Origin of the sequence: Lacibacter sediminis (genome assembly GCF_014168535.1) — a bacterium.
GTDB lineage: Bacteria > Bacteroidota > Bacteroidia > Chitinophagales > Chitinophagaceae > Lacibacter > Lacibacter sediminis.
Genome location: NZ_CP060007.1, coordinates 837,435 through 859,613, shown reverse-complemented (window position 1 = coordinate 859,613; position 22,179 = coordinate 837,435). Strand labels below are relative to the sequence as shown.

General features: G+C 41.5%; 18 protein-coding genes and 1 tRNA gene. 6 read left to right on the top strand and 13 right to left on the bottom strand.

What is annotated here, in order from left to right; genetic code table 11:
* Positions 1 to 55 precede the first annotated feature (55 nt).
* A complete protein-coding gene (locus tag H4075_RS03785) occupies positions 56 to 886 on the top strand; it encodes a glycoside hydrolase family 16 protein (RefSeq protein ID WP_220494845.1) in 831 nt (276 codons plus the stop codon).
* A gap of 57 nt (positions 887 to 943) precedes the next feature.
* On the opposite strand, the gene H4075_RS03780 is transcribed toward H4075_RS03785, so the two are convergent.
* The 6 genes from H4075_RS03780 to gap form a co-directional block, all read right to left on the bottom strand.
* On the bottom strand, positions 944 to 1,753 hold the full coding sequence (locus H4075_RS03780; RefSeq protein WP_182804295.1) for a TPM domain-containing protein: 810 nt from the start codon (positions 1,751 to 1,753) through the stop codon (positions 944 to 946).
* A gap of 6 nt (positions 1,754 to 1,759) precedes the next feature.
* Positions 1,760 to 2,221, bottom strand: coding sequence for a TPM domain-containing protein (locus tag H4075_RS03775; RefSeq protein ID WP_182804293.1), 462 nt, complete (start codon positions 2,219 to 2,221; stop codon positions 1,760 to 1,762).
* A gap of 10 nt (positions 2,222 to 2,231) precedes the next feature.
* Complete coding sequence (locus H4075_RS03770; RefSeq protein WP_182804291.1) at positions 2,232 to 2,822, bottom strand: LemA family protein; 591 nt, start codon at positions 2,820 to 2,822, stop codon at positions 2,232 to 2,234.
* 204 nt (positions 2,823 to 3,026) lie between these two features.
* Positions 3,027 to 4,229 (bottom strand): phosphoglycerate kinase, encoded by a 1,203-nt coding sequence (locus H4075_RS03765; protein WP_182804289.1) that lies wholly within the window; start codon positions 4,227 to 4,229, stop codon positions 3,027 to 3,029.
* Between the two features lie 77 nt (positions 4,230 to 4,306).
* Positions 4,307 to 5,119 (bottom strand): hypothetical protein, encoded by an 813-nt coding sequence (locus H4075_RS03760; protein ID WP_182804287.1) that lies wholly within the window; start codon positions 5,117 to 5,119, stop codon positions 4,307 to 4,309.
* 7 nt (positions 5,120 to 5,126) lie between these two features.
* Positions 5,127 to 6,137, bottom strand: a complete 1,011-nt coding sequence (gene gap / locus H4075_RS03755; protein ID WP_182804285.1) for a type I glyceraldehyde-3-phosphate dehydrogenase — start codon at positions 6,135 to 6,137, stop codon at positions 5,127 to 5,129.
* A 228-nt stretch (positions 6,138 to 6,365) separates the two neighbouring features.
* Between gap and H4075_RS03750 the strand changes: the two genes are divergently transcribed.
* From H4075_RS03750 to H4075_RS21645, 3 genes are all read left to right on the top strand, one after another.
* Positions 6,366 to 6,437: transfer RNA gene (locus H4075_RS03750), tRNA-Glu, on the top strand.
* Between the two features lie 487 nt (positions 6,438 to 6,924).
* Positions 6,925 to 8,157, top strand: a complete 1,233-nt coding sequence (locus H4075_RS03745; RefSeq protein ID WP_182804283.1) for a T9SS type A sorting domain-containing protein — start codon at positions 6,925 to 6,927, stop codon at positions 8,155 to 8,157.
* Between the two features lie 172 nt (positions 8,158 to 8,329).
* The gene (locus H4075_RS21645; RefSeq protein ID WP_255460315.1) at positions 8,330 to 8,461 is read left to right on the top strand and encodes a hypothetical protein; all 132 of its coding nucleotides are present in this window, start codon (positions 8,330 to 8,332) and stop codon (positions 8,459 to 8,461) included.
* Positions 8,462 to 8,691: 230 nt separating this feature from the next.
* Here the strand turns inward: H4075_RS21645 and H4075_RS03740 are convergent, their stop codons facing one another.
* The 3 genes from H4075_RS03740 to H4075_RS03730 form a co-directional block, all read right to left on the bottom strand.
* Positions 8,692 to 10,089 carry an MBL fold metallo-hydrolase gene (locus tag H4075_RS03740; protein ID WP_182804281.1) on the bottom strand — a complete coding sequence of 466 codons (1,398 nt, stop codon included), beginning with the start codon at positions 10,087 to 10,089 and terminating at the stop codon, positions 8,692 to 8,694.
* A gap of 72 nt (positions 10,090 to 10,161) precedes the next feature.
* Positions 10,162 to 10,647, bottom strand: a complete 486-nt coding sequence (locus H4075_RS03735; protein ID WP_182804279.1) for a DUF4442 domain-containing protein — start codon at positions 10,645 to 10,647, stop codon at positions 10,162 to 10,164.
* A gap of 67 nt (positions 10,648 to 10,714) precedes the next feature.
* Positions 10,715 to 12,334 carry a C1 family peptidase gene (locus H4075_RS03730; RefSeq protein WP_182804277.1) on the bottom strand — a complete coding sequence of 540 codons (1,620 nt, stop codon included), beginning with the start codon at positions 12,332 to 12,334 and terminating at the stop codon, positions 10,715 to 10,717.
* A gap of 95 nt (positions 12,335 to 12,429) precedes the next feature.
* Here H4075_RS03730 and H4075_RS03725 point away from each other — a divergent pair, with 95 nt between their 5' ends.
* Complete coding sequence (locus H4075_RS03725; protein ID WP_220494844.1) at positions 12,430 to 12,966, top strand: hypothetical protein; 537 nt, start codon at positions 12,430 to 12,432, stop codon at positions 12,964 to 12,966.
* A 55-nt stretch (positions 12,967 to 13,021) separates the two neighbouring features.
* Here the strand turns inward: H4075_RS03725 and H4075_RS03720 are convergent, their stop codons facing one another.
* From H4075_RS03720 to secA, 4 genes are all read right to left on the bottom strand, one after another.
* A complete protein-coding gene (locus H4075_RS03720; RefSeq protein ID WP_182804275.1) occupies positions 13,022 to 14,203 on the bottom strand; it encodes a M20 metallopeptidase family protein in 1,182 nt (393 codons plus the stop codon).
* Positions 14,204 to 14,305: 102 nt separating this feature from the next.
* Positions 14,306 to 14,752, bottom strand: coding sequence for an SPOR domain-containing protein (locus tag H4075_RS03715; RefSeq protein WP_182804273.1), 447 nt, complete (start codon positions 14,750 to 14,752; stop codon positions 14,306 to 14,308).
* Between the two features lie 104 nt (positions 14,753 to 14,856).
* Positions 14,857 to 15,516, bottom strand: a complete 660-nt coding sequence (gene deoC, locus H4075_RS03710; RefSeq protein WP_182804271.1) for a deoxyribose-phosphate aldolase — start codon at positions 15,514 to 15,516, stop codon at positions 14,857 to 14,859.
* A 78-nt stretch (positions 15,517 to 15,594) separates the two neighbouring features.
* Entirely contained in the window at positions 15,595 to 18,924 is a 3,330-nt protein-coding gene (secA, locus tag H4075_RS03705; RefSeq protein ID WP_182804269.1) for a preprotein translocase subunit SecA, read from the bottom strand.
* 409 nt (positions 18,925 to 19,333) lie between these two features.
* On the opposite strand from secA, the gene H4075_RS03700 reads away from it, so the two are divergent.
* A complete protein-coding gene (locus H4075_RS03700) occupies positions 19,334 to 22,171 on the top strand; it encodes an outer membrane beta-barrel protein (RefSeq protein WP_182804267.1) in 2,838 nt (945 codons plus the stop codon).
* Positions 22,172 to 22,179 lie beyond the last annotated feature (8 nt).

Below are 22,179 nucleotides of genomic sequence, written 5' to 3'. Positions count from 1 at the left end.
AAACGCATGGAAGTCTTGCTCATTTTTTTAAAGGATTGTAATTTGAATTGAAACAATGCATCATCCATCTATGCGTAAAAAGAAGAACAGTTTCAGCGCCAATAAAGTTATAAATGAGAAATACAGGCTCGTGTTTGAAGATCACTTTACAGATCACAACCTGAACGTGCAGAACTGGTTTCCTTTCTATTTGCCACACTGGAGTTCAAGAAAAAAAGCAGCACCGAATTACTTTATAAAAGACAGCAACCTTGCACTGCAGATCACAAAAGATCAACAACCCTGGTGTCCTGAATTCAACGGAGAAGTAAAATGTTCATCCATTCAAACAGGCGTGTATGCAGGCCCGTTAGGGTCAGGTATCGGGCAGCATGGTTTCTTTAACCCAAACTGTGTAGTGACAGAAGAACAGGAACCGGTTCAACTTTATACACCGCAATATGGCTATGTTGAGATCAGGGCAAAAGCGATCCAATCATCCAATAATGTGGTATCACTCTGGATGATTGGTTATGAAGACGAACCGGAGCGTTCAGCGGAAATCTGTGTGTTTGAAGTAAAAGGATGGAATGTATTTGCCGATAAAGCAATGATTGGTTATGGTATTCATCAATTCAATGATCCCAAACTGAAAGAAGCTTTTTTTGAGGAAGAGTTCCGGCTTGATGCAACTACATTTCACATCTACGCTGTTGAGTGGGAAAAAGGACGTACACGTTTCTATATCGATCATCAACTGATTCGTGAATTAAAACAGGCTCCTGATTATCCCATGCAATTGATGTTAGGTGTTTATGAAGTTCCAACCGAACTTCATACAGCCAATGAAGATGCATATCCTAAAACATTTCTTGTTGATTATGTGCTGGGGTATATGAAAGAGTAAACCATTTCTCTGCTAAAAAGAAAGGTTCGCAAAAGCGAACCTTTCCTGTAATTATTATTACCAATCACCTCCTGCTCCACCACCACCAAAACTACCTCCTCCAAAACCACCAAACCCTCCACCTCCGCTACTGCCTCCGCCGCCCCAGCCGCCTCCGCCACCACCGGGGAACCAGATAGGTGGCACGCTATTATCCCACCTGCGATAACCTCTGCGGCTCATCATGCCACCGCCACCTCTTTTATTGATGTTGGAAATAATGATCATGATCACGATAAAAATGATCATTGCCACGGGAATACTGCCGCCACCTTTGCCTTTTTTGCGGTCACTGTAACCGGCCGGTGCTTTGTATTCTCCTGCTGCTGCACGCATCAGGTCGCTGGTACCTTCATCGAGTCCACGATAAATATCATTGGCTTTAAAGTTTGGAACAATATCAGCTTCAATGATCTTCTTAGTGGTAATATCAGGAATAGCGCCTTCAAGACCGTAACCTGTAGCGATCCACACTTTTCGTTTACCCCGCTCTTTATCTTCCAGCACTACAATGATCAATCCATTATTAAACTCTTTACCACCCACGCCCCACTTACGGCCAAGAGCAACCGCAAAATCACCAATATCATAATCACCAATATCGCCAATGGTTACAATAACGATCTGGTTTGATGTACTGTCGTCGTAAGCAACAAGTTTGCGTTCAAGCGCTTCTTCCTGTTCAGGGGTAAGTTTATCGAGGTAATCATTCACCAACCTTGCCGGGTTGGGAACAGGTGGAATATACTTTTCAATTCCCTGTGCATGAGCAGCAAGGCCCAGCAGAAGGAATAGAAAAGAAAGTATGGTTAACTGAATTGATCTCATAATGGGTTATCGTCCAAAAACAATATCATCGGGTAATTCGTTCCTGTCTTCGTTTTCGTAAGGAAAATGTGTAACCAATGCATCACCTATGTCGGTAATGATCTTTACAATACCCTCTGCATAATTCTGTTTACCAAAAGATGAAAGCATTTGCCTTACTTCATTATTCCAGAATGCGGTGCCTACTTTTTCGTGAATTCCTTTATCGCCAAACACTGCCAGCTGATGATCTTTCATGGCAATATAAAGCAACACACCGTTGCGGTCTTCCGTTTGCTCCATTTTCAATCCAAAGAAAACTTCAACAGCACGATCAACCGGGTCAACATAGCTGCAACGGCTTTCGATGAACACACGTATTTCACCTGATGTACGTTTCTCCGAAGCACGGATTGCATTTACAATTGCTTCATGCTCGGCCGGCGTAAACCAGTCTTTCTGTTTCGTGAAGAAGGAAAAAATACCCATTCGTTGTTTATCAGAATTTTACTTCAGGAGCTTTATCGCTGCCTGGTTCTGCTGCAAAACCTTCTTTCGGTTTAAAGCCAAACATACCAGCCAATAAGTTCATCGGGAATGAACGCACCTGTGTGTTATAATCTTTCACAGCACCGTTGAAATCGTTACGTGCTACTTTGATCCTGTTTTCCGTTCCTTCCAATTGTGTTTGCAGGTTTCGGAAACCTTCATTGGCTTTGAGGTTGGGATAATTCTCCACTACTGCCAATAAACGGCTCAGGGCACTGCTTACACCACTTTGTGCCTGCTGAAATTCCGCCAGCTTTTCAGGAGTAATATTTGAAGGATCTACTTTTACACTTGTTGCTTTTGAACGTGCCTCAATAACGTTGATGAGCGTTTGTTGCTCGAAGTTCGCTTCACCTTTTACGGTGTTTACAAGATTAGGAATAAGATCAGCACGACGCTGATAGTCACTCTGTACGTTATTCCATTTTTCTTTTACAACTTCATCCTGCTTTACCAGGCCATTATAACCGCTGCAACCTCTGAAGAGGATAAAGGCTAAAAGAACAGCTACAACAATGGTAATGATGCGTCCGGGTTTCATGTGTTTATTATTTTTTATTTAATGATGAGTGTGATGATATCTGTATTTGTTACAACCGGCAGGTAAAACTTAAAGGTAAGGCTATGCAATACACATTAAATTTAAACGAAACATTTTACTTGCCAAGATGAATTTTAATAAACACAAAGGGTGCCGAGCTTTAAAAGCTGACACCCTGACGTTCTTTTGTATCTGTCAAGATCGTTATTCTTTGATTGCAGCTATGCCTGGCAATGTTTTTCCTTCAAAAAACTCAAGCATGGCACCACCACCGGTAGAGATATAGCTCACCTTATCAGTAAACCCAAAGTCATTTACCGCCGCAACACTGTCGCCGCCACCTACTAAAGAGAAAGCACCTTTTCCTGTTGCATCAGCTACAGCCTGTGCAACAGTTTTGGTTCCGTGTTGAAATTTTTCCATTTCAAACACACCCATCGGGCCATTCCATAAAATGGTTTTTGAATGCAGCAATACATTTCTGAATTGCTCACAGGCGTTTACACCGATATCCAAACCCATCCAGCCATTGGGGATGTGATTGCTTGGAGCTGTTGAAGTATTTGCATCGGCTGCAAACTTGTCGGCAATCACTGAATCGCTTGGCAGGTGAATAGAAACTCCTTTTACTTCAGCTTTTTCAAGAATTTCTTTTGCAGTATCCAGTCTGTCTTCCTCGCACAATGAATTGCCAATTGTTCCTCCCATTGCTTTCATAAACGTATAGGCCATACCACCGCCGATGATAATATCGGTTGCACGTTCCAGTAAGTTTTCGATAATGAGAATTTTGTCGCTCACCTTGGCGCCACCAATAATTGCTGTGAAAGGTTTCTCGGCTTGTAATAACACTTTTTCTCCTGCTGCCACTTCGCCTTCCATCAATAAACCAAACATTCTTTTTTCGGATGGAAAGAATTGTGCAATTACCGCCGTTGAAGCATGAGCACGGTGAGCAGTACCAAATGCATCATTCACATACACATCACCCAGTTTGCTGAGTTTTTCTGCAAAAGCTGCATCACCTTTTTCTTCTTCTTTATAAAAACGGAGATTCTCCAGTAACAATACTTCACCCGGCTTCATCATACCTGCAGTGAGGTATGCCTGTTCACCAATGCAATCATTGGCAAATAAAACAGTTGTGTTGCCACCCAATAATTCTGCAAGGTGTGGAATGAGATGTTTGAGTGATGATTTTTCTTCAGGACCATCTTTTGGACGACCGAGATGACTCATGAGAATAACACTACCGCCATCGTTCAGTATTTTTTTGATGGTTGGGATAGCTGCTGTCATCCTTGTATCATCAGTAATTGCCTGTGTTTGTTTATCAAGCGGCACATTGAAATCAACACGGATCAATGCTTTCTGATTGCTGAAATTATGGTTTGAAAATTTGCTCATAATGCTATGGTTTTGTTCAATAGTTTAAGTGTAAAACGAAGTTACAGTCTGCTGCAGAAAAATAATTCAGTTCATGATTATTTATGCACTGCTACCAATAGTTGTTCAACGCAGTGAATGTTACGGCTCACATCATCTTCTCCTTCGATCTTTGCTTTCATCAATGCACCGCTGATGAGTTGATAACCTTTTACTGCATCTTCCTTGCTGAAAAAACAAGTGTACCAATCGCCCAGCTCATTTTCATAAGCCATACTCACTTTGTTGCTGTAAAACTTAATGGGCTGCGGATACCAGGTGCCTCCCGGATTTTCCAGGTTATTATCTTTTGCATGCTGATAAAATGCCAGCAGAAATTGCAGGTAGGCAACAACACGTTGTTTTAACTGTACATCATTCTCCTGCTGAGTTGGCCTGTTCCGCCAGCCATGCATATCCTTTTTGAACGGATCGTTTGTTGAACTGTTTGTTACCGCCAACACTTTTACCAATTCATCAGGATTGGCTTTATCAATCGGGTATGCACTGTAAAAACTGAATTGCGCTTTCCCTTTTGGTTGCGATTGATCAATGAGGTATCGTTCTTTAATTGTGGTATCGCCTTTTTCAGGATCAAGTACCAATAATTTTTTCTGCGCATCAAATGCCCACTTACCCTGTTCAAACAACAGATCAGCACAAAGTGTGTAGTTACCATCGGGATAAAAACGAAGTGCATACAAACCAAGTTTGTTGTCACTGTCATCTTCATCTTTTTCTTTTTGCACATACCACTCGCTGTTCTTAGGATCAGGAGGCAGCAACTTTGCAGTGCCGGGGCCGCTGTTGCAGGCAAGGAATAAAAAAGGGATACTCCAAACGAAATATCCCTTTAACAGTTTTGTATTCACAAAAATCTTACTTGATAAGTTTAGCAAAATAGTGAAGTGTACGTACCAACTGGCTTACATAACTCATTTCGTTATCGTACCAGCTAACCACACGCACCAATTGTGTGTCACCAACATTCTGCACTTTAGTTTGTGTTGCATCAAACAAAGAACCGAAGCTTGTACCAATGATATCGCTGCTTACAATTTCATCTTCCGTATAACCAAAGCTTTCGTTTGAAGCTGCTTTCATGGCTGCATTCACTTCTTCAACAGTTACTTTCTTACCCAACAACGCAGTTACTTCAGTTAATGAACCGGTAAGCGTTGGTACACGTTGAGCACTACCATCCAATTTGCCTTTTAAGCTTGGCAATACCAGGCCAATTGCTTTTGCAGCACCTGTGCTGTTAGGCACAATGTTTTGTGCTGCTGCACGTGCACGACGCAGATCACCTTTTGGATGAGGAGCATCCTGTGTGTTCTGATCGTTTGTGTAAGCGTGTACAGTTGTCATTAAACCGTTCACAATACCGTACTTCTCTTCAAGCACCTGTGCCATTGGAGCCAGACAGTTTGTTGTACAGCTTGCGCAGCTGATCACTGTTTCGCTTCCGTCAAGAATATTATGGTTAACATTAAATACAATTGTTTTCAGATCGCCTGTTGCAGGTGCACTGATCACCACTTTCTTGGCACCGGCAGCAATGTGACCTTCAGCTTTTGCTTTATCTGCAAAGAAACCGGTACACTCCAGCACCACATCTACCTGGTGTGTTCCCCATGGAATTTGTGCAGGATCTTTTTGAGCATAGATTTTGATCTCGTCGCCATTAACAATGATCGAATTATCGGTACTCTTCACTTCCGCATCAAAACGACCCTGTGCTGTATCATACTTTAATAAGTGACCCAACACTTTTGGAGAAGTAAGATCATTGATCGCCACCACATCAATCCCTTCCATTTTAGAAATTTGACGATAAACCAACCTGCCGATACGTCCAAAACCATTAATCGCAACTTTTACTGTGCTCATGAGAAATATAATTTAGTAGTTAAAAATGCGCTGCGAAGTTAATGAGATTAACCATTAAAGCCTGTTAGTTTTTGCCTCGTGAACAGATAATTCTTATCATGAAAATACAGGCTGATTGAAAGGTGCCGGACTCATTTTACTGATTTGTATCCTTGTTTTGAATAAATTTCTGAAAATTGTTTGGGAGGTAATATGCCCAAACCTATCTTTGCACTCCCAAAAATAAATGCCGCGTTGGTCAAGGGGTTAAGACGCCTCCCTTTCACGGAGGAATCACGGGTTCGAATCCCGTACGTGGTACAAGCCCCGCTTTTAGCGGGGTTTTTTGTTTCATCTAAGCCTCTTCTGCAAAACTTGTTTATTCGTATGCCATCTGAAAAATGCTCTATCACCTTTGAAAAGTGATTGGAATTTTTACTGTTTTCCCTGTAAACTCAACAGCAGAATTACCTCCTATTTCTTGTTTTTACGACGTGAATTTGCCACTTGTCCCGGCTTTTTGAGATCGAATTGAGTCTGTTTTTAGCCGTTTTATCATTTATTCTGGTTTTTTTGAATTTATTTTTCTTGAAAGAAGTATTGATTTTCAACGTTTTTCTGTTGCGAAATTTACTGTTTCGATGTTTTGCGAAAACTACTTCGTAGTTCTACTATTGCGTATGTTGAAAACTCGGTGCAACTTTGTTCCAGATAAGAAGATACCCTTAGACGAATTGATAGTTTACCGACAGACGAATAGTAAGATTCTTTAGCCCGTACAGATCCCGACCCTATAAAAAGAACAACAATGACGTACCTCTACCCAACAGTAAAAAGAGCCTTTGTGCTTGTCCTTGTCCTGCTTTTAAACTCTCAAGCAGGTTTTTCTCAAATTTATTTTAATAATCCCCAGCTCGTAAGCGGAACTGACTTACAGCAAGGTGCTGTTTACCGTTACGACAACGTAGCGCCATTTGTAAATGCATTTGTTACGATCAGCCAAATTGAAAATGGCAGTACAATACTGCACATGGATGAAAACGGATTCGGGTACGACGGCGGTTTTCAGCCACTTATCAAATCGGGCGGTATGGATGAGTCTTATGTAACATTCACCTTCCAGTTTGTACATTCCCTGACGGGTCAGCCATTTCTATTTCCTACAATGAATGCCATGATTCTTGATATTGATGGCAGCAATCAACTGAAGGAATTTGCGGAATTAAATATGAACAATGGCGTATCTGCGCTCATGAATGCAACACCGCATATTGCGCTTCAAAACAACATAAACCAGGTAATTGCGCACAATACTGCCGGTGTTGAAATTGGCGGTATCAGTACAAGTGCAACGGAGGTCATGTTCCAGGTTGCCGGGATAAACATTTCTACGTTTGAAGTAAAATTTGGAGTAGACTCAGAAACAGGTTCACATGCATCAAGGCAATACAGCTTATATTTCAACAACTTCACCCTCCCTTCTACATTGCCTGTTTCACTACTTAGCTTCCAGGCTAATCTCAAAGAAAAGAATGCAGTATTAAGCTGGTCAACAACCAACCATTACAACTTCAGTCATTTCGTAATCGAGAAAAGTGTTGATACAAGAAATTTTAAAGAAGCTGCTATTGTATTTGCTCCTGAAACAACATCTTCTGAAAATAATTTCAACTACAAAGACAACCTGCAGAACAGCACCGACAAAACAATTTACTATCGATTGAAAATGGTTGATGTAGATGGCAAGTCATCTTACTCTGAAACAAGAATGGTGCGTTTAACAGAAGAACATAACCTGCAGATCAGCACTTTCCCGAATCCTGCAACGAACGAAGTGCGTGTAATGATTCCGAATGACTGGCAGGAGAAAATGGTCACGTATGAAATTTATAACAGCACAGGAATTCTGGTGCAGCGTTATCAAAACAAACAGGCTGCACAGGTACAACAATTAAATGTTCAACAACTACATACCGGCAATTATATACTGAAAGTAAATAACGGTACAAACAGCAGTGCTTCAACATTCATTAAACAATAACGGTTCCGGTATAGACTATATGTTGCTGGCCTGACAAACACTGTTGCTAACCTTTTACCTATTACTCAACATCCACATTGTACAACAAACATATTAACTGGTCTCTTGGTACGGACTAAACATGTTGCTAACCGCCTGCACCTTTTATTAAAACAAGAATAAAAAAATACAAATGGAATACATGATCAAAATACTGGCAGATCTGTTTAAACCAAAAAGCCTGAAATTACCTTCATTTGGTTTTACTCAACTGCAACCTGTTTACGTGAAGAATATAAAAGAATCAATTCATAAAAAATATTAGCTGGTCTCTTGGTACGGACAAACTAAGTTGCTAACCGCCTACACCTCTTTTCATACACAACTGGTTTACCCGAAATCCATATTTGGATTCTTATAAAAATATTAGCTGGTCTCTTGGTACAGACGGAATTGTTGCTAACCACCCACATCAGAAGAAGTGAAGTTTACCCAAACCCAAAATCCACAACGGATTTTTCCTGACGGGTGCCCTCCGGATAACGGAGGGCTTTTTTATATACCTATTTCAAAATGCATTTCCGGCACAATTACATCTGTAAATCCTTTACGCATCAGCCGTTGCTGAAATGCATGCTGTACATCATACTCGCCGTGAACAATAAATAGTTTATCGACCAATTTTGGATCCTGGCAGGCAAGCCACTGACTCATATCTTCATAATCGCCATGCGCACTCATGCTGCGTATTTGCCCGATCTCAGCATGCACTTCCTTCTCAACACCAAATATTTTCACCTCTTTACGACCTTCCAGCAATTTACCGCCTAAAGAACGTGGCTCGCAATATCCTGTAAGTAAAATGGTGTTACGACTGTTTTCAATTGCATTGTTGATGTGATGCTTTACTCTTCCTGCATCTGCCATGCCACTTGCGCTGATCACTACGTAAGGACCACTTTTGAAGTTCAATAATTTTGATTCATCAACAGTCTTCACAAATTTCAACCCTTTAAAACCAAACGGATCATTATCGGTTTGCAATACTTTCTGAATACGTTTATTAAAATACTCCGGGTAGCTTTTCACGATCTGTGTTGCTTCCATACTCAATGGACTATCTACAAAATACTCCAGCTCCGGTAAACGGCGTTCCAGTTCCAGTTGATTCAGATCGTACAACAGTTCCTGTGTGCGACCGACACTAAATGCAGGAACAATCAGTTTGCCTTTCTTCTGCAAGCATGCTTTTTCAATCCATTGCAATAACTGATCGGGGGTTGAGATTGCATTATCATGCAAACTGTTACCATAGGTTGACTCCATGATGATGATATCTGCCTGCGGAAACTCTTGTGGTGATTTTAAGATCACATCACGGTAACGGCCAATATCACCCGAAAAAGTAATGGTCTTTGTCTTGCCGTTTTCGGTAACCCGCAAATGCACACAGGCACTGCCGATGATATGTCCGGCATCGGTGAACATTGCCTCTATGCCATCAGCTACTTTAAACCAATTGCCATATTCATGCTGCACAAACCTGTCAAGTGCCGCCTTTGCATCTTCAATTGTATACAAAGGTTGCAGGTAGGGCATATTGGTTGCAGCACGACGTTTATTTTCATACTTCACTTCATCTTCCTGTATCTCTGCACTGTCTTCCAATAATACGGTGGTAAGTGATGCTGTTGCATCTGTACAATGAATATCACCCTTGTATCCATCCTTACACAGCTTTGGAATCAATCCGCTGTGATCAATATGTGCATGACTGAGGATCATGTAATCAATAGAAGCAGGATCAAAACCCCAATGCCTGTTCATGGCATCCGTATCTTTCCCCATGCCTTGAAACAAACCACAATCGAGCAACAGGCGTTTACCGTTTACTGTGAGTATATGTTTGCTGCCTGTAACACAACGTGCAGCTCCGTGAAATGAAAGTTTCATAAAGACAATTTGAAAATGATTCAATTTGAAAATTTGAAAATGCAAATACATTTTCAAACAATCCATTTTTTGTTAACTCTTTGCTTTAAACGACCATGTGATATAGAACTCTGCAACAATCTCTCCAGCTTTGTTACGGCCTACAGATCTTGCTTTGATACTTTTTGCTTCACCTGTTGAAATAGCCTCATCTACCAACTGCTCCATCTGTTTTCCGTCTTCACAAACAAAACTTGTTATGTCGGTTGCCTTCTTGAAAAAGCTCCCTTCAATATTTACAACCAGCATTGACACGGCAGGTTTTCGTCCGGTGATCTGCATTAAACCCAACACGCCTGTTGTCATTTCTGCAGCCATGGCCAAACACGCAAAGTAAGTTGAGCGAAAAGGGTTTTGTGAAAACCACTTGTACGGCACCGTTACCACGCAACATTCATCTGTAACAGATTGTATTCGTACGCCACTGAAAAAAGCAGAAGGGAGTTTCAGCAACAGGAATAACTTTCCTTTTATGGGATGAGTGATTTGCTTGATAAATTGTGCAGCAGATTCTTTCATATGTCTTTTGCGGGTAAGCCACCCCTTCCTTCGACAAGCTCAGGATATGCGGGTGACTCACCGCATTTTACTTTGTTACTTCAACAATACAAGCTACTACATTATTGGCATCTCCCGTTACATCAAAACGAAGCGTACCATTACCGGTTGAAGAATAACGAACATTGCGGATGAGCGATGAACTTAATGCACGGTTGATCCTGCTGCCAAAATCACTTGAAGGATCAGCACTTATCTGTTGATTCAGTTGATACCAATCCAATTCTTTTTTACTTATCACCACAGCAATTACATCCCTGCCGCCAACACCAATGCTATCGGGTGTCATGCTTTTATCTTTCGGAAATAAACGCACACCCGTAATACCACAGAATGGAGAATACTTTGTTTTGGTTGGATCATCCGTTCTTGGATAAGGAAACAAGGTATAGCTCGTACCATCCACTTCTTTACCGAATACATACACATAACATTCAGTTGTATTCTTCAACTCCATTTTAAATTTATCACCAGGGCGAACAGGCGCAGTTGTTTCGAAACGATTGCCGCCAATATTTTGTAAAGCAATATAATCACCTGCTACAGTTTTCTTACCATCGTATTGCACACTAACCAATCCTACTTCACACGCAAACTGCTGCACATTTTCATTACCTGCGTGCATTGGATTTACGCCATATGCTTCACGAACATAGGTTTGAAAATCGCCGTATCGCACCCATGCAAAACCATTGGTGCCCCATTCCTGTCCCCAGCTGTTCATCAATAAAAAAGAACCGCCATATTTTTTATCATCATACCCAACCACACACATTGCATGACCACCAAAGCCCATCATACTTCTGTCGCCACTTGCCGGAATCCACACGTCCTGCCCCATCATTGGTTGCATAAAACTTTGCCCAACCATCATACCAATCACAACTGGCGCACCTTGCGATAAATTTTCTTTAATAGCACGCATATCAACAGCATCATTCCGATCGCCTAAACTCAAACGGTTGAAACCACGCATTCGATATTGAGCGGCCTGCTGCTGCAAACTGTTATCCGGTTGACGTTGGCAATCCTGATCAGTATATGGAAACTGATCATAAGGTACATCACCACGCTTGGTCATAAATTCCATCGCACGGATAATGTATGAACCCTGGCAACCTTCTAACCCAATTTGATTATACATGAACGATGGAGAGAACACCACTTCGTTTGGTTGTTTACCTGTACGAGATGATTCTAAAATTGTATGCGCTGCAAACGCACTGCTCCAGGCAACACAACTTCCTTGTGAACCCTGGTTTTGAGGTGTGGGACAAAAACGTTGCAGGTTTGCAGATTCCGGCAACGGATTTTTTGTATCATCATCAGCCAATGGCTCGTAGATCTCTGCCTTTTCAAATTGCTGCGGATCTAAAAAACCACCTGTTGCAAGACTGGCAATATCACTCACATTACAACCACCACGGCCGAGTAAAAAATAAGCACCTCCGGCTATAACCAGCAAAAGAATAATTCCTTTACCGCCGCCTCCGCCTCCACGACCAAATAAACTCAACAACAGCGGCAATAAGCTAAGTAATCCTCCGCCACCTCGTCCACCTCCACCTCCGGGAAAACCTCCGCCTCCACCATCATTACTTTGCTGTTCCTGTTGATCCTGCGGATCATCTGTCATTCGTATTGGCATAGCTAAGTGTTTTTAATGTTGATTAAATGTAATGCAATTTTTGAAGAACGGAACTAACTGCAAACGATACTAAATGTATCTTTCAAAAAAATAACATGAAGAAACTTTTCATGGTTTTACTCGTCCTTTGTTTTATTGGCTCAACAAATGCACAAACAAAAAAAGACACGGTTACTGCCGACACGAAAGATGTAGAAACTGTTGATGCAATTGTTGCAGCATTATACAACGTCATCAGCGGACCAGCAGGTGAAGCAAGAAACTGGAACCGTATGCGAAGTTTGTTTTTGCCTGAAGGGAAATTAGTGGCAACAGCAGTTCGTCCTACTGGCGAAGTAGTGAAACGTGTATTAACTGTTGAAGATTATATTGCACAAAGCGGACCAGTAATTGAGAAGAACGGATTTTTTGAAAAGGAAATTCACCGCAGGCAGGAGGTGTACGGACATATTGCACATTGTTTCAGCACGTACGAAGCAAGAAGAACAGCGACCGATGTTGAACCGTTTATGCGTGGCATCAACAGCATTCAATTGTATAACGATGGAAAACGTTGGTGGATATTAACTGTGTTCTGGCAAACAGAGAATAAAGATTTGCTGATACCTAAGGAATACTTGAAGCAAAAATAGTTTTTCGCAAAGAGCGCAGAGTAGCAAAGACGCAATGCTGCTTCTTGCAGCATAATTATGGCTCGACTGTACTTCCCAACCAAGCCATCATCGCCATTCCTGTTTCAATGGCATCTTCATCAATATTAAACGTTGGTGTGTGTACTCCGCTGCTGATTCCTTTTTCTTTGTTCATTACCCCTAAACGGAAAAAGCAACCCGGAATTACCTGTGAGTAGTATCCAAAGTCTTCGGCACCCATGCGGAGTTCTGTTTCTTCTACATGAGCTGAACCAAACAATTCTGTTGCTTTCACTTTTGCTTTTTCGTTGAGCGCTTCGTTGTTATAAACAGTGGGATAACCAACATCAATATGCAGATCGAGTTCACCACCCATACTTTCAACTAACAGCTTTGCATTACGACGAATAAGTTCATGTGCTTCAAAACGCCATGCTTCATCCATTGCACGGAAGGTGCCCATGATCTTTACTTCGTTGGGAATAACATTGGTAGTTGTGCCGGCATTAAATGCAGTGATTGATAATACAGATGGATTGTGTGGGTTGCGGTTTCGGCTGATGATCTGCTGCAGACTAACCACCAAATGCGATGCAATTAAAATAGGATCGACAGATAAATGCGGCGATGCAGCATGACCTCCTTTCCCTTTCACCGTCATGTATAATTCATCAGCACTTGCCATTACTTTATCGCCACGAAAACTTAATTGACCTAATTGCAGACCCGGATGCACATGCAAACCGAAAATGCATTGTGGCTTGGGATTTTCCAGTACGCCTTCTTTGATCATGATACTTGCACCGCCGGGATTTTTTTCTTCGCCGGGTTGAAAGATGAGCTTCACCGTTCCTTCCCACTCTGCTTTTAATTCATTGAGAATTTTTGCAGCACCAAGTAAGCAGGTGGTATGCACATCATGTCCGCATGCATGCATCACCCCATCTACTTTCGATTTATAAGGCACATCATTTTCTTCCAGTATCGGCAATGCATCCATATCAGCACGTAGTGCAATGATCTTTGAAGAAGGATTCTTTCCTTCGATCAAACCAACCACACCCGTTTCGGCCATTATTGTAAAAGGAATACCAAACTCTTTGAGTTTTGCCTGTACAAACTTTGATGTTTCAAATTCTTTGTAACTGAGTTCGGGGTTTGCATGCAGATGATGACGTACCGTAATGAACTCTTCTTTGTACTGTTTGGCGAGTTGCTGTATCTGATCTTTTAACATAGAGCGGCAAAAATACAAAAACCTGCAACGTGGCAGGCTTTAATGATAACTGTTCATAAGAAGGATGACAATTGCTCTTAATTCCGCCAGACGGGGCGTGTACTATTTTATATTTTCTTCTTTTTCCGGAGGTGCTTTGTATTCAATATCGCTTGGAATCACAAACACACCGGTAGGGAACATTCTCGCCAATTCTTTTTTCAATTCATCAGCCTCACTCTTTTCAACAAAGTTGCCAATGCGTATTTTGAAATAAGGAGCGGTGTACATCAGGTATGTTTTCTGCTCAGGATAGAGTGTCAGTAATTTTGATTTGGTTGCCAATGCCTGGTTACGGTCGGTGGTGTTAAGTACCTGGATACGGTAACCTTTATTCGGCTTTTTTGCATCAGCAGATTTCTTGTTGATCTCTGCTTTCTTTTTCACCAGCAAATCAAAACGGCTGTCTTTCATTACAAACACATTAGCGCCAACAGTATCAACAACCATTTGTGCCTTGCTGATTGAAGCAACACTTACGATAAGACAAAACAAGATGATCTTTTTCATCTGCACTCTTTCTATTTTTTTATTAATTGCCAGATGTTATTCGTCATAAAGTTTTCATCGCATTATCAAAAATATAGCTCGAAAACTTTATGACTCATTTCATATTACTGGTTCAAACTTTCTTTTACGATGGCAACGCTGGCACTGCAACCCAACCTGTCGGCTCCTGCTTCAATCAATTGTTTGGCAAAAGCATAATTACGAATACCACCTGAAGCCTTTATCCTGATGTTAGACGGTAAATGCTTCCGCATCAGTTGCACGGCTTCCAATGTAGCGCCTTTTTCTGCGTAACCGGTAGAGGTTTTTACAAAATCTGCGCCAAGTTCTGCATAGATCTCACAACAACGGATGATCTCTTCGTCAGTCAAAACCCCACTTTCAATAATGATCTTGATGTGCTTTTCTTTTTTGTGCGCCATGGGGATGATCGTTTCCCCTTCATGCTTTACAAAGTTCCAGTCGCCGTTTTTAATGGCTGAAATATTCGCCACCATATCAATTTCATCTACACCGTCAACAATCGACAATAAAGTTTCAGTCACCTTTGCTTCAATGGCTGAATAGCCGAACGGAAATCCGATGACCGTTGCTGTTTTCACCGATGAACCGCCAAGCAATCCTTTTGCAAAACGTGTAAAAGGCGGCGGTACACAAACTGCTGCAAAATTATAGAGGGTTGCTTCTGTGCAGAGTTGTTCAATATCACTGATGAGTGTGGTTGGTTTCAGAACCGTATGGTCGATATAAGAAGCAATGTTCATGGCGCAAATGTATTTTTTAATCAGTAGAAACCAGCTGGCGGAGATCAGCAAAAAAAACCTCCTGAAGGAGGTTTTCGCTTATAAATCTTTACCGTGACATTGTTTGTATTTCTTACCGCTGCCGCAAGGACAAGGATCGTTACGTCCGATTTTCGGTCCGGCAATAATTGGTTCCTGTTTTACATTTTCCGATGGATCATAGTAATCAGGGGTTTCCATCATTTCAGAACCGCCGCCTGTAGCTACCATATCTTCTTTGCGTTGACGCATCTTGCTCATATCAGTTTTCTGCTGACGGCCTTCACGAATTTGTCCGGCTGTATTTTCTTCAACAGGTAACCCTGCATGTGCAAGGAAGGAAACGATATTTTTGTTGATCTCACTGTTCAATTGCTCAAACAAGGTATAGGCTTCCACTTTATAGATCACCAACGGATCTTTCTGTTCGTACGTTGCATTTTGTACAGAAGTACGCAGATCATCCATTGCACGAAGATGTTCTTTCCATGCTTCATCTATAAAGGCGAGCGTTGCAGTACGTTCCAACGCACTTACCATCTCTGCTCCATTTGATTCGATGGTTTTGTTCATCGGTGTCAACACCTGCAAACCACGTTTCCCATCGCTGAAGGGAACAAATACATTTTCAATATGCGAACCTTGTGTTGCTTTAATGTTCTGGAACACCGGCAATGCATCTTTCTTCAACAGATCACTCTTACGCAGGTAAGCCGTTTTTGCTTCCACATACAATGCTTCTGCCAACGTATTGCTGTCAGCTTTATCGAGTTGTTCTGCCGTGATCTGTGTATCAATACCGAAGTTGATGATACAAGCCATCTTAAATCCTTCGTGATCGTTTTGCTCTTTGAACGAAGCGATCAATCCATCAGCAACAGAATAAAATGCATTATCTGTATCAAGCGTTAAACGTTCACCACTCAATGCATGGTTACGACGTGTGTACACTGCACCACGTTGTTTGTTCATCACATCATCATATTCCAGCAAACGCTTACGTATACCGAAGTTGTTTTCTTCTACTTTCTTTTGTGCACGTTCAATTGATTTGGTGATCATGCTGTGCTGTATCACTTCACCTTCTTTATAACCAAGTTTATCCATCATGCCGGCAATACGGTCACTGCCGAACATACGCATCAGATCATCTTCAAGCGATACATAGAATTGTGATGATCCGGGATCGCCCTGGCGACCGGCACGACCACGCAACTGGCGATCAACACGACGGCTATCGTGACGTTCAGTACCAAGAATCGCCAAACCACCTGCTTCTTTCACACCGGCACCGAGTTTAATATCGGTACCCCGACCGGCCATGTTTGTTGCAATGGTTACGGCACTTGGCAAACCAGCTTCAGCAACAACCTGTGCTTCACGGGCATGTTGTTTTGCGTTCAATACATTGTGTGGAATTTTTTTCACCTGCAGCATCTTGCTCAGCAATTCACTCACCTCTACTGATGTTGTACCAACCAGTACAGGACGACCTGCAGCACGAATAGTTTCTATTTCTTCAATGACTGCCTTGTATTTCTCACGCTTGGTTTTGTAAACAAGATCCTGCTTATCCTCACGCACCATGTTGAGGTTGGTAGGAATCTTCACCACATCTAATTTGTAAATGTCCCAGAACTCACCTGCTTCTGTTTCCGCAGTACCCGTCATACCACAAAGTTTGTGATACATACGGAAGTAGTTCTGCAGTGTGATGGTTGCATAAGTTTGTGTAGCAGCTTCGATGTGCACGTTTTCTTTTGCTTCAATGGCCTGGTGTAATCCATCGCTGTAACGACGGCCATCAAGAATACGACCTGTTTGTTCATCAACGATCTTCACCTGTCCATCTAACACAACATACTCCACATCTTTTTCAAACAGAGAATATGCTTTCAGCATTTGCAGAATGGTATGGATACGATCTGCTTTTGCTGAGTATTCATTTAAAAAAGCTTCTTTCTGACGTAACTTCTCATCAGCAGCAAGATCACTTCTATCTAAGGTTGCAAGAGAAGTACTGATATCGGGCAACACAAAGAAGTTTGGATCTTCATTGTCTTTGGTGATCATGCTCAAACCTTTGTCTGTAAGATCAACCGAATTGCTTTTCTCATCAATATGAAACAGTAAACCTTCATCCACCTTCGGCATTTCTTTTTGCTGATCGGCGAGGTAATAGTTCTCAGCTTTCTGCAATTTCACTTTAATACCAGGCTCACTTAAGTATTTGATCAATGGACCATACTTTGGTAAACCTCTCCATGCACGCATTAAAGCAAGACCACCGCTCTTCGGATCATCATCACCTTCTGCAATAGCTTTCTTTGCTTCATTTAAATATTGCTGCGCCAAACGTTTTTGTGCATCCACGAGTTTTTCAATACGTGGTTTCATGTTGTGGAACTGCTGCTCGTTGCTACCTGTACCAACAGGACCGGCAATGATCAATGGTGTACGGGCTTCATCAATCAAGATACTATCCACCTCATCCACCATTGCAAAATGCAACTTGCGTTGAACTTTCTCGGTTGTGTTCACCACCATGTTATCACGGAGGTAATCGAAGCCAAATTCATTATTGGTTCCGTAAACGATATCTGCTAAATATGCTTTGCGACGATCTTCACTGTTCGGTTGATGCTTATCAATACAATCAACTGTAAGTCCTAAGAATTCAAACAAGGTTCCATTCCACTCACTATCACGACGGGCCAGGTAATCATTCACCGTTACAAGATGCACACCTTCACCTGGCAATGCATTTAAGTAAGCAGGTAATGTTGATACAAGCGTTTTACCTTCACCGGTAGCCATCTCAGCAATTTTTCCCTGGTGTAATACACTACCACCGATCAACTGCACATCGTAATGCACCATGTTCCAGGTTACTTCCGATCCGCCTGCCAACCAGGATTTTTTATAAAACACCTGGTCGCCTTCAATACGCATATGTGGTCGCTTGATCACAAGATCCCTGTCTAATGGAGTAGCAGTTGCCTGCAACTCTTCATTATTGGTAAACCTGCGTGCTGCTTCTTTTACTACAGCGAAAGCTTCGGGATGAATTTCTTCCAGTACTTCTTCAATTTTTTTATCTCTTTCCTTACGCAGTTTATCTATTTCCTGGTAAGTGGCATCTTTTTCCTGGATCTGGTCTTCGGTAAATGCATCAGCTTTTACCGTAAGTGAAGCGATCTCTTCATCAATGCTTTGAAGATGCGATTTAATACGCTGTCTGAATTCCTGTGTTTTATTACGGAGTTCATCATTGGTTAAGCTTTGATACTGCTGGAAATAGTGGTTGATCTTTTCAACGATAGGCGAAAGCTTTTGTACGTCTTTTTCGCTCTTGCTGCCACCAAACAGTTTCGATAGGAATCCTAACATATGTATAGATTAATAAGTCAATTATTTTGATTAAAGCTTCCTTGTGTCAAATACAATGCAAAGTTTAAAACAGAGCCAATTTGACAGAAGCCCCTTTTTTACAGGCCGACAAAGGTAATGATTAACTGTTGAGTGCGATGAGCCCGATTAAATTTTGAACGACCTGAATACAATTAGAAACCACAGCTTTAGCATCCGTTTAAGCGTTAAGTAATTCACAATAAACCCGGCAAAAAACAGTTTACCCAGTAGCACGGCCAGCTGCCGCCACCGAAACGGTAGATTTGCCTTTTATACTGATTACTCAGCCAAAAGCAAACTTTTCGAGGCATTGACGTCTATTACTTTTAACAAATCGAAAAATAAATTATTGACGAATATTTTCGTATTTCGCATTTCAAACACGTTTATGAAGAAATTACTACTCATTCTCCTTGTCATCATCGCATCCGTATCCGTAAAAGCACAAACAGCCGGCATCACCGGAAAAGTAACCGATTCAACAGGTTCAAAAGGTTTGGACAAAGCCACTGTTAAGCTGGTAGAAAAAAGTTTCCCTTACGATACATCAAGGACCTCCACCAATGCGAAGGGTGAATTCAGCTTTGCAAAAATTCCTACTTCAGCTTATTCCATTGTGATCAGCTACACAGGCTACAAGCCAATGATCAAAGAATTCTTTAAGCCATCTGCCGGTGTATCCAATATTGATCTGGGCGAACTGGTGCTGGTGAACTCCTACCTTGACCTGAAAGAAATTGTGATCGAGGCCCCCGCAGTAACCATGAAAGAAGATACGGTTGAATACCGTGCAGGTGCCTTTCAAACCAAACCAAATGCAACTACTGAAGAGCTATTGAAAAAACTCCCCGGTGTGCAGGTGGACAGAGAAGGCAATGTAACTGCGCAGGGCAAAGCCGTAACCCGTGTAAAAGTAAACGGGAAAGACTTCTTCACAGGCGATCCTAAAACAGCTACCAAAGAAATACCCGCTGATATGATCGATAAAGTGCAGGTAATTGATGATTATGGCGATCAATCAACAGTGTCGGGTATTCGTGATGGCGAGCCCGAGAAAGTAATTAACCTTCAACTGAAAAAAGATAAGAATAAAGGGATATTCGGAAGGGCGCAAGCTGGTTACGGTACGAATGACCGTTATAACGGTGCCGTTACCGTAAACAGGTTCAACAACAGCAAACAGCTTTCAATTATTGCAAACAGTAATAACGTAAACACGTCTACTTTCCAACAGGATGGCAGCAGCGGTGGCGGAAACACCGGTGGTGGAGGTGGTGGCCGAGGAGGTATGACTTTTGGCGGCGGTGGAGGCGGCGGTAATACTGGTGGCAATCAAAATGGTGTTACCAAGTTGAATTCTATTGGCTTGAACTACCGTAACGATTTTGGAACACGTAACTCGTTTTACGGTAGTTATACTTATTCGCACAGAGCAACCAGCATTGAGCAATACACAGCCCAGGAAAATATCGGGAAAACAGGAGCCGGATCAATTTTTACAAATACAGACCAGGGATCATTAAATAAAAACGGCACACACCGTGCGTTTGGCAACCTAGAACTTTGGATCGATTCATTTAATTACATCAAATTCAGTCCAAGCTTTACGCTCACGGAATCGAACAACCGTTCTCAAAGTGTGTTCGATATTTTTAATGAAAGCTCGCTTTTGCAAGATGGTACTAACATGAATACCTCCTTAAGCGACCGTCCGAACTTCAGAAGTAACTTATTATACAACCACCGCTTTAAAAAACGTGGCCGCAATTTCTCGTTTAACAGTGACCTCAATTTCTCATCAAACGAAAGTGATCAGTTTACAAATAACGAGTCTGTATTTTATTTAACAAACGGAACGAAAGATTCCACGCTTAAGCAAAATATTCTGCAGGATAACCGCACCCGTAATATCAATCTGCGTGCAACTTACACCGAGCCATTAGCAGTTGATCGTTTTCTTGATCTTAGTTATAACTATAATAAAAACTTCGGAAGCAACGACCGTCAGAACTATATACAGCTTCCCGGCAACACGAATTATACACTGATTGATTCTTTTAGCAACGCTTACGAAAATAATTTCGATTACAATCGAATAGGAGCAAGTTTGCGTACAGTTAAGAAAAAGTACAACTACAGTGTAGGCGTTATTTTTCAGCCTGTGATTATGCGTGGGTATGATACAAACAAAGACAGTGCTTATAAAACTATCCAAAATTTTAATTGGTTCCCGGTTGCACGTTTTACATACAATTTCACACGTACCAAGGCAATTAATTTCAACTACAATGGTATCGCACGCCAGCCAAGCTTTGAACAATTACAACCTGTGCCCGACAGAAGTAATCTGCAATATCAAACCATAGGTAACCCTTTACTTCGACCGTCTAACAGTCATAACTTTAATGCCAACTTCAACAATTTCAACTTTAGTTCCGGCCGAATTTTCTTAGTGAATTTAGGTTTCAACTTTATTGAGGATCAGATCGTAAATAATGTGATTTTCTTCAGGAATTCCAGTGGAGATAAGACGGGTGGACAACTGACAAGACCGGAAAATGTAAACGGGTATTATAATGCAAATCTGTTTGGTACTTATTCCCGCCCTTTCAAGAACAGAAAATATGTGATCAGTGCCAACAGTATGGTGAATTACAACAACAACATCAGCCTTGTTGATAGTGAGCGCAACATTGGTAAAAACTGGCTTTATACCCAGGGTTTAAATTTCGAGTTCAATATTCCTTGGTTAGAGTTAGTTACAGGAGCAAGGTATAGCCTTATTTATAATGATTTCAGTAATGCAAGTAATCCTACTACCAAGACTACTACCTGGGTATTGAGCAGTGATGCCCGCTTTGATCTTGGTGCAGGTTTTATTTTCCGTTGGGATTTTGATTATACCATCAACCAAGGACTGGCCGCAGGTGTTCAAAAAAACATTGCATTGTTAAATGCATCGCTTGAAAAAGAAGTGTTCAAAAAGAAAAACGGGATTATCCGTCTCGCAGGTTTCGATGTTTTTAAACAGAATACCAATGTGAGCCGCAGCGTCAATAACAACTTTATTGTTGATACAAGAACAAACAGGCTTACACAATATTTCATGTTGAGCTTTACTTATCGTCTCAACAGATTTAAAGGAACCCAGCAGCCGCAGCAGCAAAACAATATGCGCCGTATGGGAGGAGAAAGAACAATGATGATGAATAACGATAACCAGTAAGAACTTCG

Coding starts and splice junctions, on each gene's coding strand:
- H4075_RS03785 (WP_220494845.1), top strand. CDS start 56: ATGCATCATCCATCTATGCGTAAAAAGAAGAACAGTTTCAGCGCCAAT.
- H4075_RS03780 (WP_182804295.1), bottom strand. CDS start 1,753: ATGAGATCAATTCAGTTAACCATACTTTCTTTTCTATTCCTTCTGCTG.
- H4075_RS03775 (WP_182804293.1), bottom strand. CDS start 2,221: ATGGGTATTTTTTCCTTCTTCACGAAACAGAAAGACTGGTTTACGCCG.
- H4075_RS03770 (WP_182804291.1), bottom strand. CDS start 2,822: ATGAAACCCGGACGCATCATTACCATTGTTGTAGCTGTTCTTTTAGCC.
- H4075_RS03765 (WP_182804289.1), bottom strand. CDS start 4,229: ATGAGCAAATTTTCAAACCATAATTTCAGCAATCAGAAAGCATTGATC.
- gap (WP_182804285.1), bottom strand. CDS start 6,137: ATGAGCACAGTAAAAGTTGCGATTAATGGTTTTGGACGTATCGGCAGG.
- H4075_RS03745 (WP_182804283.1), top strand. CDS start 6,925: ATGACGTACCTCTACCCAACAGTAAAAAGAGCCTTTGTGCTTGTCCTT.
- H4075_RS21645 (WP_255460315.1), top strand. CDS start 8,330: ATGGAATACATGATCAAAATACTGGCAGATCTGTTTAAACCAAAAAGC.
- H4075_RS03740 (WP_182804281.1), bottom strand. CDS start 10,089: ATGAAACTTTCATTTCACGGAGCTGCACGTTGTGTTACAGGCAGCAAA.
- H4075_RS03735 (WP_182804279.1), bottom strand. CDS start 10,647: ATGAAAGAATCTGCTGCACAATTTATCAAGCAAATCACTCATCCCATA.
- H4075_RS03730 (WP_182804277.1), bottom strand. CDS start 12,334: ATGCCAATACGAATGACAGATGATCCGCAGGATCAACAGGAACAGCAA.
- H4075_RS03725 (WP_220494844.1), top strand. CDS start 12,430: ATGAAGAAACTTTTCATGGTTTTACTCGTCCTTTGTTTTATTGGCTCA.
- H4075_RS03720 (WP_182804275.1), bottom strand. CDS start 14,203: ATGTTAAAAGATCAGATACAGCAACTCGCCAAACAGTACAAAGAAGAG.
- H4075_RS03715 (WP_182804273.1), bottom strand. CDS start 14,752: ATGAAAAAGATCATCTTGTTTTGTCTTATCGTAAGTGTTGCTTCAATC.
- deoC (WP_182804271.1), bottom strand. CDS start 15,516: ATGAACATTGCTTCTTATATCGACCATACGGTTCTGAAACCAACCACA.
- secA (WP_182804269.1), bottom strand. CDS start 18,924: ATGTTAGGATTCCTATCGAAACTGTTTGGTGGCAGCAAGAGCGAAAAA.
- H4075_RS03700 (WP_182804267.1), top strand. CDS start 19,334: ATGAAGAAATTACTACTCATTCTCCTTGTCATCATCGCATCCGTATCC.